General features: G+C 38.3%; 19 protein-coding genes, 2 tRNA genes and 3 rRNA genes. 1 reads left to right on the forward strand and 23 read right to left on the reverse strand.

The genetic code is table 11. From position 1 onward, the window contains the following. Window positions 1-80 precede the first annotated feature (80 nt). The 16 genes from rrf to R4Y45_RS00080 form a co-directional block, all read right to left on the reverse strand. Window positions 81-197: ribosomal RNA gene (gene rrf, locus R4Y45_RS00005) — 5S ribosomal RNA — on the reverse strand. Between the two features lie 71 nt (window positions 198-268). Further along, a 23S ribosomal RNA gene (locus R4Y45_RS00010) occupies window positions 269-3,180 on the reverse strand. 121 nt (window positions 3,181-3,301) lie between these two features. After that, window positions 3,302-3,374, reverse strand: a tRNA-Ala gene (locus tag R4Y45_RS00015). A gap of 24 nt (window positions 3,375-3,398) precedes the next feature. Continuing rightward, window positions 3,399-3,472: transfer RNA gene (locus R4Y45_RS00020), tRNA-Ile, on the reverse strand. 80 nt (window positions 3,473-3,552) lie between these two features. Next, window positions 3,553-5,124, reverse strand: a 16S ribosomal RNA gene (locus R4Y45_RS00025). The 16S, 23S and 5S rRNA genes sit together here with 2 tRNA genes alongside, the layout of an rRNA operon. Before the next feature lie 497 nt (window positions 5,125-5,621). Beyond that, window positions 5,622-6,896 carry a serine--tRNA ligase gene (gene serS / locus R4Y45_RS00030; protein ID WP_339967999.1) on the reverse strand — a complete coding sequence of 425 codons (1,275 nt, stop codon included), beginning with the start codon at window positions 6,894-6,896 and terminating at the stop codon, window positions 5,622-5,624. Between the two features lie 273 nt (window positions 6,897-7,169). After that, the gene (locus tag R4Y45_RS00035) at window positions 7,170-7,766 is read right to left on the reverse strand and encodes a GNAT family N-acetyltransferase (protein ID WP_339968001.1); all 597 of its coding nucleotides are present in this window, start codon (window positions 7,764-7,766) and stop codon (window positions 7,170-7,172) included. Next, window positions 7,739-8,338, reverse strand: a complete 600-nt coding sequence (locus R4Y45_RS00040) for a TVP38/TMEM64 family protein (protein WP_339968003.1) — start codon at window positions 8,336-8,338, stop codon at window positions 7,739-7,741. Before R4Y45_RS00040 ends, R4Y45_RS00035 begins: the two co-directional genes overlap by 28 nt. Window positions 8,339-8,425: 87 nt before the next feature. Further along, the gene (locus tag R4Y45_RS00045) at window positions 8,426-9,157 is read right to left on the reverse strand and encodes an MIP/aquaporin family protein (protein ID WP_339968005.1); all 732 of its coding nucleotides are present in this window, start codon (window positions 9,155-9,157) and stop codon (window positions 8,426-8,428) included. A gap of 115 nt (window positions 9,158-9,272) precedes the next feature. Continuing rightward, window positions 9,273-10,007, reverse strand: a complete 735-nt coding sequence (locus R4Y45_RS00050) for an amino acid ABC transporter ATP-binding protein (RefSeq protein WP_339968007.1) — start codon at window positions 10,005-10,007, stop codon at window positions 9,273-9,275. Beyond that, on the reverse strand, window positions 10,000-10,635 hold the full coding sequence (locus R4Y45_RS00055) for an amino acid ABC transporter permease (protein WP_339970226.1): 636 nt from the start codon (window positions 10,633-10,635) through the stop codon (window positions 10,000-10,002). The genes R4Y45_RS00050 and R4Y45_RS00055 overlap by 8 nt, the downstream gene beginning before the upstream one ends. 59 nt (window positions 10,636-10,694) lie before the next feature. Beyond that, a complete protein-coding gene (locus R4Y45_RS00060) occupies window positions 10,695-11,504 on the reverse strand; it encodes an amino acid ABC transporter substrate-binding protein (RefSeq protein ID WP_339968009.1) in 810 nt (269 codons plus the stop codon). 284 nt (window positions 11,505-11,788) lie between these two features. After that, entirely contained in the window at window positions 11,789-12,331 is a 543-nt protein-coding gene (locus tag R4Y45_RS00065; RefSeq protein WP_339968011.1) for a GNAT family N-acetyltransferase, read from the reverse strand. 229 nt (window positions 12,332-12,560) lie between these two features. After that, window positions 12,561-13,574, reverse strand: a complete 1,014-nt coding sequence (locus R4Y45_RS00070) for a zinc-binding alcohol dehydrogenase family protein (protein ID WP_339970227.1) — start codon at window positions 13,572-13,574, stop codon at window positions 12,561-12,563. Between the two features lie 34 nt (window positions 13,575-13,608). Continuing rightward, complete coding sequence (locus tag R4Y45_RS00075; protein ID WP_339968013.1) at window positions 13,609-14,241, reverse strand: SDR family oxidoreductase; 633 nt, start codon at window positions 14,239-14,241, stop codon at window positions 13,609-13,611. A gap of 12 nt (window positions 14,242-14,253) precedes the next feature. Further along, window positions 14,254-14,886 (reverse strand): SDR family oxidoreductase, encoded by a 633-nt coding sequence (locus R4Y45_RS00080; RefSeq protein ID WP_339968015.1) that lies wholly within the window; start codon window positions 14,884-14,886, stop codon window positions 14,254-14,256. A 128-nt stretch (window positions 14,887-15,014) separates the two neighbouring features. On the opposite strand from R4Y45_RS00080, the gene R4Y45_RS00085 reads away from it, so the two are divergent. After that, complete coding sequence (locus R4Y45_RS00085; RefSeq protein ID WP_339968017.1) at window positions 15,015-16,394, forward strand: PTS transporter subunit EIIC; 1,380 nt, start codon at window positions 15,015-15,017, stop codon at window positions 16,392-16,394. Window positions 16,395-16,419: 25 nt separating this feature from the next. On the opposite strand, the gene R4Y45_RS00090 is transcribed toward R4Y45_RS00085, so the two are convergent. From R4Y45_RS00090 to opp3b, 7 genes are all read right to left on the reverse strand, one after another. Beyond that, the gene (locus tag R4Y45_RS00090; RefSeq protein ID WP_339968019.1) at window positions 16,420-17,232 is read right to left on the reverse strand and encodes a DUF368 domain-containing protein; all 813 of its coding nucleotides are present in this window, start codon (window positions 17,230-17,232) and stop codon (window positions 16,420-16,422) included. A gap of 121 nt (window positions 17,233-17,353) precedes the next feature. Continuing rightward, complete coding sequence (locus R4Y45_RS00095; RefSeq protein WP_339968021.1) at window positions 17,354-17,485, reverse strand: hypothetical protein; 132 nt, start codon at window positions 17,483-17,485, stop codon at window positions 17,354-17,356. 118 nt (window positions 17,486-17,603) lie between these two features. After that, the gene (locus R4Y45_RS00100; RefSeq protein WP_339968023.1) at window positions 17,604-18,740 is read right to left on the reverse strand and encodes a low temperature requirement protein A; all 1,137 of its coding nucleotides are present in this window, start codon (window positions 18,738-18,740) and stop codon (window positions 17,604-17,606) included. Window positions 18,741-18,806: 66 nt separating this feature from the next. After that, complete coding sequence (locus tag R4Y45_RS00105; protein WP_339968025.1) at window positions 18,807-19,751, reverse strand: ABC transporter ATP-binding protein; 945 nt, start codon at window positions 19,749-19,751, stop codon at window positions 18,807-18,809. After that, window positions 19,744-20,802, reverse strand: a complete 1,059-nt coding sequence (locus tag R4Y45_RS00110; RefSeq protein ID WP_339968027.1) for an ABC transporter ATP-binding protein — start codon at window positions 20,800-20,802, stop codon at window positions 19,744-19,746. The genes R4Y45_RS00105 and R4Y45_RS00110 overlap by 8 nt, the downstream gene beginning before the upstream one ends. A 5-nt stretch (window positions 20,803-20,807) precedes the next feature. Then, on the reverse strand, window positions 20,808-21,845 hold the full coding sequence (locus tag R4Y45_RS00115; protein ID WP_339968029.1) for an ABC transporter permease: 1,038 nt from the start codon (window positions 21,843-21,845) through the stop codon (window positions 20,808-20,810). Between the two features lie 2 nt (window positions 21,846-21,847). Then, window positions 21,848-22,789, reverse strand: a complete 942-nt coding sequence (gene opp3b / locus R4Y45_RS00120; protein ID WP_339968031.1) for an oligopeptide ABC transporter permease — start codon at window positions 22,787-22,789, stop codon at window positions 21,848-21,850. Window positions 22,790-22,859 lie beyond the last annotated feature (70 nt).

The following is a 22,859-nucleotide window of genomic DNA, read 5'->3' on the forward strand; positions in this document are numbered from 1 at the left end:
CCGGTTGTCAGACTCGAACTGACGACAGCTTGATTAACAGTCAAGTGCTCTACCAACTGAGCTAAACCGGAATAAAAAAAGCGTGGCAACTTCCTATCCTCGCAGGTAGTTACCCACCAACTACTTTCGGCGTTAAGAAGCTTAACTTCTGTGTTCGGCATGAGAACAGGTGTAACCTTCTTGCTATCGCCACCACACTTTTATTTACCTTGAGTGTTGAACACTCAAAACTGAATATGATTTATTTTCCAAAAACCCACCGCTTAACTTGGTTAAGTCCTCGACTGATTAGTACTAATCCGCTCCATATATCGCTATACTTCCACTCTTAGCCTATCGACCTCATCATCTCTGAGGTGTCTTACTTCCTTAAAGGAATGGGAAATCTCATCTTAAGGGGGGCTTCGCACTTAGATGCTTTCAGCGCTTATCCCGTCCATACATAGCTACCCAGCGATGCCCTTGGCAGAACAACTGGTACACCAGCGGTATGTCCATCCCGGTCCTCTCGTACTAAGGACAGCTCCTCTCAAATTTCCAACGCCCGCGACGGATAGGGACCGAACTGTCTCACGACGTTCTGAACCCAGCTCGCGTGCCGCTTTAATGGGCGAACAGCCCAACCCTTGGGACCGACTACAGCCCCAGGATGCGACGAGCCGACATCGAGGTGCCAAACCTCCCCGTCGATGTGAACTCTTGGGGGAGATAAGCCTGTTATCCCCAGGGTAGCTTTTATCCGTTGAGTGATGGCCCTTCCATGCGGTACCACCAGATCACTAAGCCCGACTTTCGTCCCTGCTCGACTTGTAGGTCTCGCAGTCAAGCTCCCTTATACCTTTACACTCTGCGAATGATTTCCAACCATTCTGAGGGAACCTTTAGGCGCCTCCGTTACACTTTAGGAGGCGACCGCCCCAGTCAAACTGCCCACCTGACACTGTCCTCTGACAAGATAATTGTCAAAAGTTAGAGGATTCATAAAACAAGGGTAGTATCCCAACAATGTCTCCATGAAAACTAGCGTTCTCACTTCCTCGACTCCTACCTATCCTGTACATGTTTCACAAATACTCAATATCAAGCTACAGTAAAGCTCCATGGGGTCTTTCCGTCCTGTCGCGGGTAACCAGCATCTTCACTGGTAATATAATTTCACCGAGTCTCTCGTTGAGACAGTGCCCAAATCATTGCGCCTTTCGTGCGGGTCGGAACTTACCCGACAAGGAATTTCGCTACCTTAGGACCGTTATAGTTACGGCCGCCGTTTACTGGGGCTTCAATTCAAACCTTCGCTTACGCTAAGCTCTCCTCTTAACCTTCCAGCACCGGGCAGGCGTCAGCCCCTATACGTCATCTTTCGATTTAGCAGAGACCTGTGTTTTTGATAAACAGTTGTTTGGGCCTATTCACTGCGGCTGATTTAAAATCAGCACCCCTTCTCCCGAAGTTACGGGGTCATTTTGCCGAGTTCCTTAACGAGAGTTCACTCGCTCACCTTAGGATTCTCTCCTCGACTACCTGTGTCGGTTTGCGGTACGGGTACAATACATCTAACTAGAAGCTTTTCTCGGCAGTGTGACATCAACGACTTCGCTACTTTAATTTCGCTCCCCATCACAACTCATCCGTATAATTATAAGCATTTGACTCATAATAAAACTTGTTGCTTGGACGTGCTCTTCCATTCGCACATTCGTTTAGCCTGCTGCGTCCCTCCATTGTTCAAACAATGCATCATAGTACAGGAATATCAACCTGTTTTCCATCGATTACGCCTTTCGGCCTCATCTTAGGTCCCGACTAACCCTGGGAGGACGAGCCTTCCCCAGGAAACCTTAGTCTTTCGGCGGATAGGATTCTCACCTATCTTTCGCTACTCATACCGGCATTCTCACTTCTAAGCGCTCCAGCAGTCCTTACAATCTACCTTCTTCGCCCTTAGAACGCTCTCCTACCACGTGTTATAAATAACACATCCACAGTTTCGGTATTATGCTTAGCCCCGGTACATTTTCGGCGCAGCGTCACTCGACTAGTGAGCTATTACGCACTCTTTAAATGAATGGCTGCTTCTAAGCCAACATCCTAGTTGTCTACGCAATGCCACATCCTTTTCCACTTAGCATAAATTTTGGGACCTTAACTGGTGATCTGGGCTGTTTCCCTTTCGACTACGGATCTTATCACTCATAGTCTGACTCCTGGATATAGATCAATGGCATTCGGAGTTTATCTGAATTCAGTAACCCTTGACGGGCCCTAGTCCAAACAGTGCTCTACCTCCACGATCCTTTACTCCAAGGCTAGCCCTAAAGCTATTTCGGAGAGAACCAGCTATCTCCAAGTTCGTTTGGAATTTCACCGCTATCCACACCTCATCCCCGCACTTTTCAACGTACGTGGGTTCGGTCCTCCAATGCATTTTACTGCATCTTCAACCTGGACATGGATAGGTCACTTGGTTTCGGGTCTACATCATGATACTTATTCGCCCTATTCAGACTCGCTTTCGCTTCGGCTCCGTCTCTTCAACTTAACCTTGCATCATAACGTAACTCGCCGGTTCATTCTACAAAAGGCACGCCATCACCCATTAACGGGCTTTGACTACTTGTAGGCACATGGTTTCAGGATCTATTTCACTCCCCTCCCGGGGTGCTTTTCACCTTTCCCTCACGGTACTGGTTCGCTATCGGTCACTAGGGAGTATTTAGCCTTGGGAGATGGTCCTCCCGGATTCCGACTGGATTTCTCGTGTCCAGCCGTACTCAGGATACTACTTTGGTATAAACAAGATTTCAAATACAGGGCTGTCACCTTCTTTGGCTGAGCTTCCCAACTCATTCTTCTATCTTATTTAAGTCCGTTATTGTAGTCCTACAACCCCAAGAAGCAAGCTTCTTGGTTTGGGCTTCTTCCGTTTCGCTCGCCGCTACTCAGGAAATCGATTTTTCTTTCTCTTCCTGCAGGTACTGAGATGTTTCAGTTCCCCGCGTCTTCCTCCTGCATGCTATGTATTCACATACAGATACTAAGATCACTCTTAGTGGGTTCCCCCATTCGGATATCTCTGGATCAAAGCTTACTTACAACTCCCCAAAGCATTTCGGTGTTTGTCCCGTCCTTCATCGGCTCCTAGTGCCAAGGCATCCACCATGCGCCCTTTATCACTTAACCTGTGATTTCTCTTTAATTTACTCTTAAAACGCGGTGTTTGATTATCTTTTCGATAACCTCGGCTTTTGGTTCTTAAATCATATTCAGTTTTCAATGTTCAACTGACAACTTTCGTTGTCTATGGAGGTTAACGGGATCGAACCGATGACCTTCTGCGTGCAAGGCAGACGCTCTCCCAGCTGAGCTAAACCCCCAGGTTTATTAACTATTCAGTTAAATGGGCCTAAATGGACTTGAACCATCGACCTCACGCTTATCAGGCGTGCGCTCTAACCAGCTGAGCTATAGGCCCAATCCATTATGCTCCATTTTGAGAAGTAAACCTCTCAAAACTAAACAAAGTTTCAAATGTGTGTTTCCGTATATCCTTAGAAAGGAGGTGATCCAGCCGCAGGTTCTCCTACGGCTACCTTGTTACGACTTCACCCTAATCATTTGTCCCACCTTAGACGGTTGGCTCCAAAAGGTTACCTCACCGGCTTCGGGTGTTACAAACTCTCATGGTGTGACGGGCGGTGTGTACAAGGCCCGGGAACGTATTCACCGCAGCATGCTGATCTGCGATTACTAGCGATTCCAGCTTCATGCAGGCGAGTTGCAGCCTGCAATCCGAACTGAGGATGGTTTTAGGAGATTAGCTAAACCTCGCGGTATCGCTGCTCGTTGTACCATCCATTGTAGCACGTGTGTAGCCCAGGTCATAAGGGGCATGATGATTTGACGTCATCCCCACCTTCCTCCGGTTTGTCACCGGCAGTCTCACTAGAGTGCCCAACTTAATGCTGGCAACTAGTAATAAGGGTTGCGCTCGTTGCGGGACTTAACCCAACATCTCACGACACGAGCTGACGACAACCATGCACCACCTGTCATTTTGTCCCCGAAGGGAAAACCTAATCTCTTAGGTGGTCAAAAGATGTCAAGACCTGGTAAGGTTCTTCGCGTTGCATCGAATTAAACCACATGCTCCACCGCTTGTGCGGGCCCCCGTCAATTCCTTTGAGTTTCAACCTTGCGGTCGTACTCCCCAGGCGGAGTGCTTAATGCGTTAGCTGCAGCACTGAAGGGCGGAAACCCTCCAACACTTAGCACTCATCGTTTACGGCGTGGACTACCAGGGTATCTAATCCTGTTTGCTACCCACGCTTTCGAGCCTCAGCGTCAGTTACAGACCAGAGAGTCGCCTTCGCCACTGGTGTTCTTCCATATATCTACGCATTTCACCGCTACACATGGAGTTCCACTCTCCTCTTCTGCACTCAAGCTAATCAGTTTCTAATGCACTTCTCCGGTTAAGCCGAAGGCTTTCACATCAGACTTAATTAGCCGCCTGCGCTCGCTTTACGCCCAATAAATCCGGACAACGCTTGCCACCTACGTATTACCGCGGCTGCTGGCACGTAGTTAGCCGTGGCTTTCTGGTTAGTTACCGTCAAATAATAAACAGTTACTCTTACTATCTTTCTTCTCTAACAACAGAGTTTTACGAGCCGAAACCCTTCTTCACTCACGCGGCGTTGCTCCATCAGACTTTCGTCCATTGTGGAAGATTCCCTACTGCTGCCTCCCGTAGGAGTTTGGGCCGTGTCTCAGTCCCAATGTGGCCGATCACCCTCTCAGGTCGGCTACGTATCATCGCCTTGGTAAGCCATTACCTTACCAACTAGCTAATACGCCGCAGGTCCATCCTAAAGTGATAGCCGAAACCATCTTTCAAATAAGAAACATTCGATTCTTATTGTTATGCGGTATTAGCATCTGTTTCCAAATGTTATCCCCCGCTTTAGGGTAGGTTACCCACGTGTTACTCACCCGTCCGCCACTCGTTTGGATTCTTAGTCAAGTAGTGCAAGCACTACCATCATAAGAGCAAACTCGTTCGACTTGCATGTATTAGGCACGCCGCCAGCGTTCGTCCTGAGCCAGGATCAAACTCTCATTTTAAGATTGTTTGACTTGCTCTTTTTAAAACTTACTAGCGAATTGACTTCGCTCATTGCTTGGGGTTAATTACCCCCACACATTTATGCGAAACTTTGTTCAGTTTTCAAAGGTCTACTTGTTTAACAACTTCTCTATTATATCAAAGCTGTTAATCAGTGTCAAGAAGTTTTTTAAATTATTTTTTTCTTATGAATCAATAACTTATCGCTCAACTTGACGACTTAATTAATATACCATGTTCTCTTTTACTTTGCAACTCTTTTTTTAAATCTTTTTCAAATTTATTTGAGTTGCTTAGCTGTCGCTTTTCAACGACAAAGAACATAATAGCATTTATTAAGTTGTTTTGCAATACTTTTTTTGAAATCTTTTTGATTTCTTTATTTCGTATTGCGCCGTTATTTAACGACAGAAAATATAGTACCACGTTACGCACAGGGGCGTCAATACATTTCTTATATTTCTATAAAAAAAGAAGCCCTTAGGGCTTCTTTTCATTATTTAATGACTTCTACACCATTCATGTAAGGAACTAATACCTTAGGAATCGTGATACTACCATCTTCATTTTGGTAATTTTCTAAAATAGCAGCAACCGTACGGCCCACTGCTAATCCAGAACCGTTCAAGGTATGAACATATTGAATCTTACCTTCTTCATCACGGTAGCGAATTTGTGCACGACGAGCTTGGAAGTCAGTACAGTTTGAGCAACTTGAAATTTCACGATAAGTGTTTTGAGCTGGCATCCAAACTTCTAAATCGTATGTCTTTGCTGATGTAAAGCTTGCATCCCCTGTTGATAACGCCACAACATGGTAAGGCAATTCTAATTTTTGCAATAGATTTTCAGCATCTTTAGTTAGCTTTTCAAGTTCATCCCAAGATTCTTCAGGCTTAGCAAATTTAACCATTTCTACCTTATTAAATTGGTGAAGACGAATCAAACCACGAGTATCACGTCCAGCACTTCCTGCTTCTGATCTAAACGCTGGTGTTAACGCAGTAAAGTAAGTTGGCAATTGTTCTTCACTTAAAATTTCGTGTGCGTAGTAGTTAACTAATGGCACTTCAGCTGTTGGAATTAATGTTAATGGACGTTCGCCATCGATGATTGTATAAACATCTTCAGTGAATTTAGGAAATTGTCCAGTTCCTGTCATTGCTTCATTATTAGCTAAGTAAGGTGGAATCACTTCTTCATAGCCTTCTTTTGCATGTTCATCTAAGAAGAAATTGTAAACTGCTCTTTCAAGACGAGCTCCCAAACCTTTGTAATATAGGAAACGACTTTCAGCAACCTTTGCACCACGTTCAAAATCTAAAATCCCTAAGTTTTCACCTAAATCATAGTGTGCCTTAGGTTCATAAGCAAATTCTGTTGGTTCATGCCATTTACGTAGTTCAACATTGTCATCTTCACTTTCACCTACAGGAACTGATTCTTCAGGGAAGTTAGGTAAACGTAATAAAATATCTGTTGTTTGATCTGACAATTGACCTAATTCAACGTCAATAGCTTTGATTTCTTGACCAACTTGCTTCATATCTGAAATCTCTTGAGTTGCATCTTCTTTTTGACGTTTCTTTTGTGCAATCTGTTCAGACACTTGGTTTCTTTGTTTTTTCAGTTCTTCACTTTTTACAATCATTTGACGACGGTTTTCATCTAATTGTAGTAAGTGGTCAATTTCTTCAGCTTTAATGCCTCTAGTACCTAGACGTTCTTTAGCCCATTCAGGGTTTTGACGAATTCTTTTTAAATCTAACATAATCCACAACTCCTATTTTTTTGTATAAAAAAAGACCGATTCCTCAAAAGGGACGAATCGGTCAGTTCGCGGTGCCACCCAAATTTAGCTTAAAGCTACACTCATTAGTGACAATAACGCTGTCTGGCGTATGGCATTACCCATCCACTTTACGAAACCGGAAAAAGACACCGTTTACTTTCAGCACTTGGTAAACTCTCTGTAATTGGTCTAAAAATTTCGACGTGTTTTAATTATTTGTTAATCTCATTATATTAAAAAAGAAATTTAAATTCAACTATTATCTACCATTGAGTTGTACTGAGACTGCGTTAACCGATAATAGTTTTCAACAGACTCGAACAAATCCCTAATGAAAGAAGTTAGTTGACTATAATCAAGTTGGTACATATAAGTAAAGCCCACTTTTTCAAGTAGATGCTGACAGCGGTCGTTTTCAATGTAGCAAGCTGCCCAAACTTCCAGTTGGTCTAACTCATTAAACAAAAAATCAAGCATACAAGTTAGGACTTCAGTCATAATTCCTTGACCCCAGTGACGTTCGTCAACTAAAAAGCCGACCTCTTTGGTACGATCCAAACCTGACGTTTCATCAATACCACGTTCATTAACTTCAAAAACGCCTATCACCTCATGGGTTTGTTTAGATTCAATGGCGAAAGTTAGTGAATTTTTGATATAGGTTTTACATAAATTAATCGCATCTTGAGTCGTTTTTACTTCGGGATAGCCTGCCATCTTTTTATAAACAGGATTTTGTCCCCATTTATATAATGTCTCACTATCCGCTAGTTTAAATGCTCTTAATTTCGTTCGTTTTGTTTCTAACACCACGTCAATGACTAACCTCCAAACAATTGCATAATCCATTTAATAACTTGATCTAATGCCAAACTGTAAACCAAAATAGTCCATGGTTTTAAGAAAATAATCACCATTAAGAACTTTTTGAATGACATTTTAGTTAAGCCGGCAATTAAGCACAGTAAATCATCAGGTGCAACTGGAAATAAAATAGCTAAGGCAAAAAACCAGTCAAACGCTTTTTGATTCTTCACTTTTCCGACATATTTATTATAAGTCTTTTCAGATACGATTTTCAAAATAAAGTCTTTACCATAATAGCGTGCCAAAAAGAAATTGATAATCGATCCAATACCAATACCAATATAATTGTACCAAAAGCCCCAAAATGGCCCAAAAAAGACAACACCAACAACTAGCGTTATCCCTCCAGGAATAATCGGAACAACAACTTGAACAATTTGAATCAGAATAAAAATGAATGGTCCTGTAATTTGTTTATCAGATAAATAGGCTTGCATGGCTTCTTGAGAACTAAAAATCCCAAGAGAATACCAGTACCATCCGAGTCCTATAAAAATAAAAATAGAAAGGATAGTCCCAATTTTAATTAGTCTTCTTGATGTTTTTGCAGACATAAAAATCCCCCTTACCAAGTATAAGGATAACATGTTGCTATCTTATAAGTACTCAGCAAGAGGGACTTATTACTAATTTTTAATTAATTAAAAAATAAGGTGGAATACATATACTGCCAAAATAGCAGCTAGGATTGGGGCAACTACTGGCACCCAAGCGTATTCCCAACGAGATGTTCCTTTATTTTTCAAAGGTAAGATTGCGTGTAGAATACGTGGACCAAGGTCACGAGCTGGGTTTAATCCCGGACCTGTTGCTCCACCAAGTGACGTTACTAAGGCTGCTACTAAAAATCCTAAACCAATAGCAACAAAAGCCGTACTTGATTGAGTCAATTTTGCGTGATGAGCCATTGCTGAAGCTGCAAAGAATAGTACAAAACTACCCACGAACTCACTGATGAAACCGCTTAGTTGGCTTTCAGTTTTTTCACGTGTTGAGAAAATACCATAAATTGCATCAGCATTAGTTGTTTTTCTTAGATATGGTAAGTAAACTCCTACAACAACAAGCTGTCCAATAATAGCTCCAATAAATTGAGCAATAATGAAAGTAATAGCTTTATTTACTGGTGTCAAACCATTAACAAGCTCTCCGATAACCATCGCTGGGTTAATAATAGATCCTGAAACAGATTTAAACATCAAAGCAGGGATCATAACACCTATACCAAATCCCCAGGCAATTAAAAACCAAGAGCCTTTGTGGCCATTTGTACCTTTTAATTCAACGTTTGCAACAGCACCGTTACCTAAGGCAACCATAAAAGCTGTTCCAATGACTTCCGCAATAAATTGCGTCCAAAGCGAATATTCCATTTACGTATAAACTCCTCTAAAAAAATAATTTAAACAGACCTATATAGCTTATAAGAGTTTTTAAAAAAATGCAACAAAAAAACACACTTTGTCGTGTGTTTTTTTAAAGATTTTGTTAAGACATCATTTTTTTAGTGAAATTTTTGATTCGGTCGTTCTCACTATTGAAGAATCCCTGAGCTGAACCATAATAGTTCACATGGCCTTCTTCTAAAAATAAGATGTGGTCCGCAATTTCTTCAGCAAAATTCAAGTTATGGGTGACAACGATTTGGGAATTGCGTTTTTTGGCTAAATCCTTAATTACCTTCAGCACTTCACCTTCTAATTCCGGATCAAGTGCACTCGTAGGCTCATCGTATAAAATAAATTCGGGTTCCATTGCTAAGGCACGGGCAATTGCTACACGTTGCTGTTGTCCACCTGATAATTCATTAGGGTAAGCATCTGTTTTTTGAGCAAGTCCCACTTGGTTAAGCAAATCAGTGGCTTTTTGAGTCGCATCTGCTTTAGATTGTTTTAAAACTTGTGTAGGCCCTTCAATCACATTACCTAAAGCTGATAAGTGTGGAAATAATTCAAAGTTTTGAAAAACCATACCGAAGTTTTGACGATAACGACTGACATCACTAGCTTTGAAATGATTAGGGAAAGTAAAACTTGTTTGATTTAAGCTCAGTGTGCCACTTGCTGGATAATTGAGTAAATTAATTGTTCGCAATAAAGTTGATTTACCCGAACCAGAAGGTCCGACAATAACGGTTGTTTGATTTTGATTAAAATCAACCGAAAAATCTTTCAAAACCGCCTGTTGATCAAATGAAACATTCACATTTTTTAAACTAAGCATGTGTATTCCCCCCTACGTGTTTTGATGTTCGTTTTTCTAAGTAATTTTGAACACCCACTAAGATTGTTGAAATCATTAAATAGAAGAAAGCAACCACAATATACATAATTAACGGTTGATAAGTTCTAGCAGCAACACGTTGTGACACCAAGAACATTTCAACTAGTGTAATACTTGCGGCCAACGAAGTGGCTTTGACTAAACTAATGAGTTCATTAAACAAGGGTGGTAGTGCAATTCTAAATGCTTGAGGGGCAATGACACGTTGCAAAATTTTCAAACGTGACATCCCAAGTGATCGTGCTGCATCCCATTGTCCATTTGAAATTGATAAAATCGCTGCTCTTATCGCTTCTGATGCATAAGCCCCACTATTCAATCCAAAAGTAATTACCGCAGCTGTCCAAGCATCTAAAGTCAAGCCTAAACTAGCCAATCCAAAATACGCAATAAAGAGTTGCACAATTAGCGGCGTTCCCCTAAATATCCAAACATACGTCGCAAAGATAAATCGTAAAATACGACTATTTGAAATTCTGGCGATTGCCGTAATACCTGCAATAATCAAAGATAGAATAAATGACACAATCGTCAAGGGTATAGTCACCTGCAACCCTGCAAGAAAAATGGGCCAAGTGCTTGTCCAACCATTTCAATAATTGACATTAAGTCCATATTAATCCTCTTCTATTCTTTTGTAATATCTTGATTGAAGTATTTTTCAGAAATTGCTTTTAAAGTCCCATCTTGTTTAAGTTGTGCTAATACTTCATCAACTTGTTTCACTAAATCATCATTGCCTTTTTGGAACATTGCAGCTGATGGTGTTGCATCTTGTGATTGGTTTACGATTTTGATATTAGCATTTGGATTGTGTTTTAAATAATCATAGAATGACACATCACTGTTTAATGTTGCATCCGCACGTCCTTGTGCTACTAAATCTGCCGCTTTACTAAAACCATCTGTGCTGACTAAAGTTGCACCGTAGCTTTCTGCTCTTGCACCGTAGTTTGAAGTTAGCGATTGTGCACTTCTTTTACCTTTTAAATCTTCAAAAGTTTTAATATCGTTATTATCTTTAGCAACAATTAAAGCTGCTCTTGAGTAAGAGTAAGGTGTTGTAAATGAGAAGTTCTTTTGACGTTCAGGCGTAATCCCAACTTGGTTGAATACGACATCCGTTTTCTTAGCGTTAAAAGCTGCAAGCATTGCATCCCATGGGGCATCGTCAAATTGCACTTCATAGCCTAATTTACCAAAAACTGCTTTTGCCACATCAACATCAAATCCAACTAATTCATTATTTTCATTAAAGTAAGAAAATGGGGCGTATGTTCCCTCAGTTCCCACTTTAATTACTTTTTGACCAGATTGGCTAGATGTTCCAGCTTGATCAGACTGCGAATTTCCTTTAGTAGCGTTAACTCCGATAACAACTGCTACAATTGCAACAATTGCGATTATTAAACCGATAATACCATTTCTTTTATTCATAATAGATTCTCCTTCAAAAAATAAGTTGCGTGCAACTAAAACCCCATAAATAAAAAGGACAGGCTAAACCTGTCCTTTTTTACGATAATAAAAATTAAAGAATAGGGAGTTCTAGCCACGACAAGTTGTTTGAGTTTGTTCTTTCATTTGCATTTGGTACATTGACATTGAACAACAGCAATTTGTCATAACTATATTTCTCCCTTCATAACTGACTTACTTATTATTTGTAACTATAGTCTATATTTAAACTTTTCTCAGCTATAAAGTCAACCCTTTTTTAATTAAATTCTCACTCGGGTTAATAATTGGTAAGCGACACGATCATTATCGTCAACTTCCGGAAGGTAAATCATGCCTACTTCTTCATAACCTGCACGCATGATTGTCTTTCTCATCGCAATATTTTTAGGGTGAGTATCAATTCGTAAATCATGGTATTCCAACTCATTGGCTTTTGATTGGAGCATTTCTAAAAATCTCAATCCAATACGTCTTCCTCTGACAGATGAATCAACTACAACACGATGCACAATCATATAGTTTGACTCAGCATCATTGTTGAAATTAACTTCTGCACCCTCTTCGTAAACTTTATCTGGACATGAGCTTAGTGCTGCATATCCTATAATTTTTGATTCTTGGTCCTCATCGATTAAAACATAGCCTTCACCGTGATTAATATCATTTTCAAAATCACTTGTTAGTGGATATTTTCCATCGTGCCATTGTGGAATCTGCCTCTCGGCAAGTACCTTGATTGCAGAATTGATTAAATTCATAACGGTTGGTAAATCTGCCATAGTGGCTTGTCTGATAGATAGCATAATTCCCTCCTTGAAAATCATAAAAAGTTTTTTGACTTTAAAAATATAACGTGATTAACATAAAATCGTCAATAACTTTTGAATTTTTCCTTCAATGAGCAATCAATCAACCACTCAAAGTGTTGATTTAATAGGGTTTGTCCTTTTTTAACATCGCTTGTTTTTTCATGTTTTTATCATGTTAAGTTTCATGGATTACATTAAAAAAACACGTTTTTTAAATGTGTTTTTAAAGTTCAATTACTAATTTTCCAATCATTTGTTTGGTTTCTAAAACCGCATGTGCTTTTTGAAGATTTTCAACTGTTAAGCCATTAAACGTTTCAGTTAAAGGTGCTTTCAGCTGGTTATTATCAATCCACTCTGCAATTTGTGTTAATGCCGTATGCTGAGAGTTTAAGTTTTGCGTTTTATAAAATGATTTAGTAAAAACAGATTCAAAACTCAAGCTCAAACTTTTTGACTTAAAGTCTTCACTATCAACGGTTAATTGCCCATCTCCAACCGTACATAAACGACCATTTGGTGCTAGTAGCTCAACAATTTCATCAAAGTGAGTATCTAGTCCATGCAAGTCTAAAACATAATCGAATTCATAAGCAGCTGGCCCCAATAACTCACATTCATCCACCAAATTGTGGTGATGGTTAATCACAGCATCAGCTCCCATCGATTCGACCCATTGACGCGTCTCTTCACGAGAAGCACTCGCTACAACATTTAAGCCAGCTAGTTTTGCTAGTTGAATTGCCATTGACCCAACACCGCCAGCACCATTTAAAATTAAGATAGATTGTTGTGTTTTTGATTCAAATGGAATAGCTAATCGTTCAAACAGTGCTTCATAAGCTGTTAAACTAACTAATGGTAAAGTTGCTGCTCCTGCCAATGAACAAGATTGTGGCACTTTAGCTGCCATATTGGGGTTAACTAACTGATACTCAGCATTACTACCGGGTTTAATTTTAGAATTCAAGTAAAAAATGGTTTCACCAATTTGGTAATCTTGCACATTTTCACCCACAGCGACGACTTCTCCAACACCATCGAATCCTAAAATACGCGGACGAGTAATTCGTTGACGTAAACTCATTCTGATTTTAGTGTCGATTGGATTCACTGAAAAAGCTTTAACTTTCACTAAAATATCGTCTTCAGCAGGTTTTTTGATAGCCGTTTCAAAACTAACCAAACTATCAGGATTAGTAATGGGTAAAGATTCCTGAACACCTATTGCTTTCATATTATTCACGAAAATGACCTCTTATTCTGATTATTTATAGGTCAGCAATCGCTTCTGAAATTGGCGTTTGACCATCAGATAAATCAATTGTTTGATGATTAATCGCATGATTTCGAACGACTTCAGTTAAAAATTCTGCGACACTTTCACGACTAATTTCAGATTGTAGCCCTTTGCGACCTACATTAATCAGACCATCTGAAGCCTCGTCTGTCAAGGCTGTTGGTTGAACAATCACATAATCTAAATCAGTGGTTCTCAACCATTCATCTGCATAATGTTTAGCAATATAGTAATCGTGTAATTCTTGTCCTGGGAATGTTTCAGGACGGTCTGCATTAATGGCACTTACCATAATGTAACGACTAATGCCCGCTTTTTTAGCAGCTGTCATCGTCTTAACTGCACCATCTAAATCAACTTTTAACACATCTTTACCTGCTGAACCTGCTGTGAAGACGATTGCTTCACTGCCTTCAAATGCTGTTGCCATTTGTTCAACGGGTTGATGTAAATTAAATTCAACGTACTTTACATTTGAAGCTTCAACTAAAGATTGTGTTTCAGGATCACGAACACCTGCAATCACTTCATCATTTGCTTCTGCTAATTTTTTAACGGTATGACGACCTACTCGACCATTTGCACCAACTACAAAAATTTTCATATTAAAAACCTCCTATAAATCTGAAATTACTTCATGAATGGCTTCATCACCATTTGAAATATCAACTGTTAAACGACTAACTCCTGGTTTTCTAACGACTTGAGCCAAGAATTCTGCAACATCTTCACGGCTAATTTCGTCAGTTAATTTGGCATAGTTAGATTCAATTTCACCCGTTGCTGGTTTGTCACTCAAGGTAACAGGTTGCACAATAACATAATCTAAATCGGTTCTTTTAAGCCATTCATCTGCATAATGTTTACCAATATAGTAGTCATGTAGCGATTGACCTGGCCACGTTTCAGGATGATCGGCATTAACAGCACTTACCATAATGTAACGTTTAATACCTGCTTTTTTAGCTGCTTTCATCGTTTTAATAGCTCCATCCAAATCAACTTTAGCTACATCTTTACCAGCTGAACCTGCTGTAAAAATGATAGCATCAGAATTTGAAAAGGCTTCTGCCATTTGATCACTATCTTGATGTAAATTAAAAGGAACATACGCAACATGATCATGTCTTAAAATAGATTGCGTTTTAGGATCTCTAACCCCCGCCAAAACATCATCATCTTTTTGAATCAGTTTATTCACAACATGACGGCCGACACGGCCATTTGCACCTGCGACAAATACTTTCATTAATTCCGTCTCCTTTACTTCTTTTTTGTAAGTATAAGTATAACATATCTTTTTTTATTGGCAAAACCCCCCTTAGTTACGTTAAAATTTAATCAAGAATGTTTAAATTTTTATAAAGGAGTGCTCAAATGAACACACTGAGTCAAGAATTATTCTCACTAATTGGTGGGAAGGCCAAGCTCAAAGGGCTCGGCCATCGAAAAGATTCTGTGTTTTTCGATTTAGATACCGTTCCTGAAATCGAAAAACTCGAAAAATTACCTAATATTCAATCAGTTACTATTGAAAAAAACCATGTTTCTTTGGTACCCACTCAAAATGCAACTGATATTTATTATGAATTGTTAGATGCACCTGATATTGATCAGGAAAAACCTAACTTATTCAATCGTTTGCTAGATACACTATCAGGGATTTTTATGCCTATCTTAGGTTATCTAGCAGCAACAGGGATGCTAAAAGGCCTAATGTCAGCTTTATCCGCCCTAAAAATCATGGATAGTGCAAGCGGGACTTATCAAGTCTTATATGCTATCTCTGATGGTTTCTTCTACTTTTTACCAATCGTTTTAGGTTACAGTGCCTCAAAACGATTTAAAACTTCACCACTACTTGGAATTACCATTGGGGCAACTTTAACCTACCCTAGCATTGTTCAAATGGCTAGTCCTGAATCAGCAACACCATTGTTCACTTTGTTTGCTAATACACCCCTGCAAACACATGTCTTTGATACTTTCTTTGGCATCCCTTTAATTATGGTTAATTATACCAGTTCTGTTATCCCCGTTATTGTTGGGGTATTACTCGCTTCAAAACTGGAAAAATTCTTTACTAAATGGATTCCGGAAATTATTCAAAACTTTATTGTCCCATTTTGTACGTTAATTATTGCAATCCCTTTGATTTTCTTAATTATTGGTCCAATTACAACTTGGCTTTCTCAAGGACTTGGTTGGGTAATTCAAACACTTGTGCAACTTAACCCAGCAATCGCTGGTCTGGTTTTAGGTGTTGTTTGGCAACCTCTTGTTGTCCTTGGTTTACATTGGGGAATTATTCCGATTGCTTTCATCAATATCGCAACTGTGGGACAAGATCCAATTATGGCGTTAACTTTTGCTGCACTTTATGCTCAAATTGGTGCTGTTTTAGGTGTTATGCTTAAAACTAAAGATAAAAAATTCAAAGCACTTAGCTTATCAGCTTTTATTACCGGTGTCTTTGGAATTTCTGAACCGTCAATGTTTGGGGTTACTATCCCAACCAAAAAACCATTTGTCATTAGTATGATTGGTGCTGGTATTGGTGGACTCATTATGGGACTATTCAATACGCTCGTTTATACAGTCGGCGTGCTTGGATTCTTCACGTTCTTAACCTACATTCCAAGTGATGGTAACCTAACTGGTTTATTCGCTGCTATTGGAGCCTGTGCAGTTGCTTTCATTTTTAGCTTTATTGTGTCTTATATTGTTTATACTGATAAAGATAAACCAACTGTTTAACTAATAAAAAAGCTTAGGTAAAAACCTAAGCTTTTTTATTTTCGTCTAATTTTGTCATTAAATAAGCAATGCCTATCCCAACTAAGAATAATGCTAGACAGCTGATAATGGTTATAAAATCATAGTTAACATTTAAGGGGATAATGACAATCGTTGAGGCAATAACAACCCCGATAATAAAATTAAATAATTTTGAATGGTATTTTTGTAAAATTAAATTCACAAGTTTAGATAACGTAATCAAACTTAAGATACCACCAATGGCTAGTGGAATCACAATTCCTAAATCAAGAGTTTTCAATCCGTCAGTCATTGGTTGATACATTCCCATATAAATTAAAAAGTTAGAAGGACTTAATCCTGGAATAATAACCCCTAAGCCAATTAAAAAGCCAGATAAAATCCAAGTTAAGAAGTTCTGTGGTAGTTGTCCAAATAAGTTTTGTCCAAAGATTAAGAAAACAGTCATGACAATAGCTGTTACAACTAAAATAGTGGTATCAACTGGTGTTCGTTTTGTTTGTTCTGTAGCTTGGCGAAATAATGTTGGTAATGTTCCAACGATTGCCCCAATAAATACCCAAAGCATTTGATATTCATATTTTGCTAGGGCAACACTCATTAATAATGAAAAAACGATGATTCCTAAAATTCCACCCAAACCTAATGGAATAAAAAATAAAACATTTTGTTTAAAGTCCTTTTTGATATTAGCTAAAAACGTAATCACACGTTCATAAACACCAAAAACAACCGCTAATGTTCCCCCACTGATTCCAGGTAAAATAAATCCTGAACCAATAAGCATCCCCTTAATCACACGTAAAAACCAATCCATATAATTCTCCTATCAAAAGTATGATAAGTTCATTTTACGTTATTTTTAAGTGCGTGTTGACCTTCTTTATAATTTTTTAAATAAAAAAAGATGACCCCCCAACTTTTGGTTGATCATCTTCTTAAGCACTAAGTGTGTGATTTAACTTTTCTACGGCTTCTTCAATTGTCACGCCATCAGCATAATTGCCTTTAGCATCACTAACTGTGAAAACCTGTGTTAATGTATTAAGTTGAATTTTGTGTTGTAACATATTACTAGTACTCCCTTCAAAAATATAAAAGTACGAAAGGCTAGTAGCGAAATATTATCCTTTATGTTAACAGGTTTTGAGTGAATGTCAACAACTAAATCCTAAAAATAGATAACTTTTAAATGTCTTCTCGTGTCTTAATATAGTGCATTAAATGAAAAGCTAATAAGATATCCACACCTAATAATAAAATCAATTTTGGCATCATGACTAAAATTAAATAAGCAATAATTTCAATAGCTAAATATCGATAAGCTTGGTATCTATTCTTGGGTAACATTGCAATCGCTCTAATCACCCAAATTAATGTCATACTAGCAAATAACGTCAAGACAAATAACAATCTGACTCCAATTGAATCATGGCCTTCAAGGATTAAATGTAACGCAATACCACTTGTCATAATTAAGTAGATATCCAGTAAAAATAATAACCGCATGCCCAACATTTTAAAAGCAGATTGAACATTAACTTCAATATCTCCCAAAATACGATAAAAAATACCTGCAGCTGAAGCAATTAAAATAACACTCAACACAAAACTAACAATTTTTTCTGTATAAATTGGGTATTTTAAACTCGTATAAAAGCCCGCAATCACTTCACCAAGTGTAATCATCATAATGAGTCCATAACGCTCAATCAGCGAATCTTTGATGGCATAATCCATCTGATGTGCCTCATATTCTTTTTTCATCACAGGTGAAACCAATAAAAGGCCAAAATAGTTCATTAATAATCCAATAATCACAACCCACTTAGCAAAATCTAGCGCTAAAAAGTAGCCGCCTATCAAGACTACTAAAACACTAACGTATAAAGCCACACAAGACCATGCAACTGGTCGATGAACAGCATCAAAGTAGCTCACAGTCAACCAGATAATAATCATCAAAAACTCAATTGCCATAAACGCAATTAAAATATGACTAAAATCTCCCTCAACTGCTTCTGGAATAAAGAGCGTGGCCACACCCGTTAAAATAATTTGCGTATTCATAATAACGGTATTAATAAACCCCAAATTACCATGATCATCAAAATAAACCGACGTCTCATTCCAACTCCATAAAAACAAGAAAAATAGCACCGTTGTATTTACAAAATTTACAATCGTGAAATGATGAACTAACCCTTCTGTTAAATCAAGTAAAACCACCGTAAATATCAAATCATAAAATAATTCTAACCAAGTGACACTCCGATCATCAATATCTTCACTAATTTTACGTGGTCGTTTAAATAAATTTTCCATACCTTACTCACTCCAATCATTTTTTCACCTCTATCATAAAACAAAAATAAAAAAAGTAACAGCTCCCTAACGGGAAGCCATTACTTTTTTGTTGAGTTTATCTTGATACATTTCTACTTCATCATCTGCACAATAAATGAAGTGTCCAGGTGTAATTTCTTGCATACGGCGTTCTTTATCATCTTCGATTGGTTGATAAGTTACACGTTTACGAGAACGTTCATAAGCAGGATCTGGCATTGGAATAGCTGAAAGTAAACTTTCAGTATAAGGATGCACACCATTGTAGTAAATTTCATCACTTGAAGCAACTTCAAGTAATTTACCGTGGTGCATTACTCCGATACGATCACTAATATGTTTAACCATTGATAAATCGTGAGCGATGAATAAATAGGTCAATTTATGCTCTTTTTGTAAATCTTGTAGCAAGTTAACTACTTGAGCTTGAATAGACACATCAAGAGCTGAAATTGGCTCATCAGCTACGATAAATTTAGGGTCAACCGCTAGTGCACGCGCAATCCCAATACGTTGTCTTTGTCCACCAGAGAACTCGTGAGGATATCTTGTCGCGTGGTTAGGGTTTAATCCAACAATTTCAAGCAACTCGTTAACACGTTTTGATCGTTGTTCTTTATTTTTAACTAAGTGGTTAATATCTAACCCTTCAGCAATAATATCTTCAACTTTCATACGTGGATTTAAAGATGCGTAAGGATCTTGGAAAATCATTTGAACATTACGACGAAAACGACGCATGTCTTCTTTTGATTTTAAAGCTAATACATCTTGACCATCAAAAGTTACTTCACCAGCAGTCGGATTTTCAAGACGCATAATACTGCGACCAGTCGTTGACTTCCCACTTCCAGATTCACCAACTAAACCGAAAGTTTCTCCTTCATAAATGTGAAAGCTAATGTCATCAACCGCTTTAACTTCGTCTTTACGACCTACGTTAAAATATTGTTTTAAATTTTTAACATCAAGTAAAACTTTATTATTCATTATCTTTCACCTCTTTTGCACGTTTTAGTTCTTCGAATTTTCGCCAACGCTTTTGAATTTCTTCTGGTGGCGTTACTTCAGGTGCTTGAGGTGCTAACAACCAAGTTGCTGCTTTATGTGTTTTTGACACTTCAAAGTAAGGTGGTTGTTGTTCAGCATCAATCTTCAAGGCAAATTCGTTACGTGGGTAGAAAGCATCCCCTTTTGGTGGTGTCAATAAGTCAGGCGGTGTCCCTGGAATTGCATATAAGCGAGAACTTGATCCTTCAATTGACGGCATTGATCCTAGTAATCCCCATGTATAAGGATGTCTTGGATTATAGAAAATTTCTTCTGCTGTTCCAATTTCAACGATTTTACCTGCATACATAACCGCTACACGGTCAGCAATATTTGCTACAACTCCCAAATCATGGGTGATGAATACGATTGACGTTTTCACTTTTTTCTGTAAATCTTTTAATAATTCAAGGATTTGAGCTTGGATTGTCACATCAAGTGCCGTTGTTGGTTCATCGGCAATTAAGACTTCTGGGTTACAAATTAAGGCAATCGCAATAACGATACGTTGTCTTTGTCCACCAGAAAATTGGTGAGGATAGTTCTTAAAACGGTCTTTAGCGTTAGGTAACCCGACCATTTCAAGTAATTCTAAAGCTTTAGCATAAGCTTCTTTTTTAGAAGCTTGGTGGTGAATCATCAATGGCTCTGCCACTTGTTTTCCAATTGGCATTGTTGGGTCTAGTGAAGTCATTGGATCTTGGAAAATCATTGAAATTTTACTACCACGTAGTTTGCGCATTTCACCTTCACTTTTTTCCAGGATATTTTGACCATCAAATAAAATTTCACCGTTTTCAACATTAGCATTGCTTGCTAATAGTTTCATTAAACTTCTTGTTGTTACTGATTTACCACTTCCGGATTCCCCTACGATTGCGAGTGTTTCACCTTTTTTAAGGTCGAAACTAACATCACGAATGGCTTGAACTTTTCCGGCAAATGTATCAAAAGAAATTTCTAAATTTTTAACTTCTAACATTTTTTTCATTCTTGTCACTCTTTCATCTTAGGATCTAAAGCATCACGTAGTCCATCAGCTAATAGGTTAAATCCAATCATGATAACAGATAACACAATAGCTGGAATCCACATTTGGTAACCTAAATATTGCCATGTCTTGTAACCATCACTTAGTAACATACCTAGGGATGCACTTGGTGGTTGAATTCCTAGTCCAATAAAACTTAGGAAAGCTTCGAAGAAGATGGCTGATGGAATACTGAACATCATTTGAACAATAATTACGCTAGAGATATTTGGCAAAATATGTTTAAACGCAATTTTTGAACGGCTTTCACCCAAGGAAGTTGCGGCTAGCACAAACTCTTGATCTTTTAATTTCAAGGTTTGTCCACGAACCACACGTGCCATTGGTACCCAGTTTGTAATTGCCATTGCGGCAACAATTGAAATAACACCTGGTTTTAACACAACAAGCATCAAAATCATTACAACTAAGTTAGGGATTCCTGAAATAATTTCAAGAAAACGTTGCATAATGTTATCAACACGTCCACCTAATAAACCAGAAATCAAACCGTAAGTTACACCAAAGATAATGTCTAATGCTGCAGCAGCAAAAGCGATTAATAGTGAAATTCTAGTTCCGACAAGCAGACGACTTAATAAATCACGTCCTAAGCTATCTGTACCTAAAAAGTAATGAACACCTTCTGGCACACCAGCTTGAGCATATTTATCAACTAATTGTCCACCAACCATTGCTTTCCCATTTAGACCATTAATGTCGATTCCAGGAAATTTAGGTGGTAAGTTAATGTATTTCAAGTTTTGAGCCGTTGGATCACTAGGTGATACAAAGATTGTAATAATTGAAATCAAAATAATGATAACTAATAAGCTCAAACTAAACATTGCAGCTTTATTCTTTTTAAGACGACGCCAAGAATCTTGTAAGAAAGTTAGCGATGGCGCTGAAATTTGTTCACGTTCATCTTTAGTGTTTTTAACTAAAGGTTGAAATTCAGAAGCAGGAATTTGCTCAATTTGTTTTAATTTTGCTTTACTCATAATTAATCCTTGCTCCCTTCTGTAATACGAATTCTAGGGTCTACAATTCCGTAAAGAATATCGACAACTAAAATGATAAAAATTAGTAAGGCTGAGTACAAGATTGTAATCGCCATAATTGTTGGGTAGTCGTTTGTGGTAATTGATTTAACAAATTGTTCACCAATACCTGGAATTGCAAAGATGTTTTCAACAACAAGTGATCCTGTCATCAAGGCAATAGCTAAAGGTCCAAGTAAAGTTAATAATGGAATCAAACTATTTCTTAAAGCATGTTTGTAAACGATTTGCCAGCGACTTAATCCTTTAGCACGAGCTAATTCAATGTAATCACTGTGCAAGACCTCTACCATTTCAGTTCTGATAAAACGAGCTGAATCGGCAAGTGGTGACATCGCTAACGCAATCATCGGCAAAATAGTGTAAGAGAAGTCTTCCCATTTAGCGATTGGCAATACGCGCAATTGTAGAGCGAACACAAATTGTAGTAAAACCGCAAACACAAAGTTAGGGATTGAACGTCCTAAAATAGCGATTAAAGTTGCCCCTGTATCGATCCATGTATTTTGTTTCATAGCTGAAACAGCACCTAATAATGTTCCAACAACTGTCCCAAATAATAGCGCTTGGAAACCTAATTGTAAGGATGGTGCAATTCTACCTAATAATAATGATGAAACAGCTTGGTTCTTAAATTGATATGATGTTCCAAAATCTAAACGGAACATGTTAGCAATATAGTTAAAGTATTGCACAATAACAGGTTTATCTAACCCATTTTGACGGTTCAATTGTGCAACTTGGTCGGGTGATAATTTTTCAATGTTTGAATATGGACTACCTGGTAATAATTTCATCAAGAAAAAGGTAATCGTGATGATGATTAATAAGGTAATAACCATGTAAAACAAACGTTTAAAGAAATACTTCCAAAAACTACTCATGATTTTCCTCCTAAACTTTGACTTACAAACAGAAATTAGATAAATTTAATTACATATTAGTTAAACGAAA

The organism is Holzapfeliella saturejae, from assembly GCF_037546065.1.
GTDB lineage: Bacteria > Bacillota > Bacilli > Lactobacillales > Lactobacillaceae > Holzapfeliella > Holzapfeliella saturejae.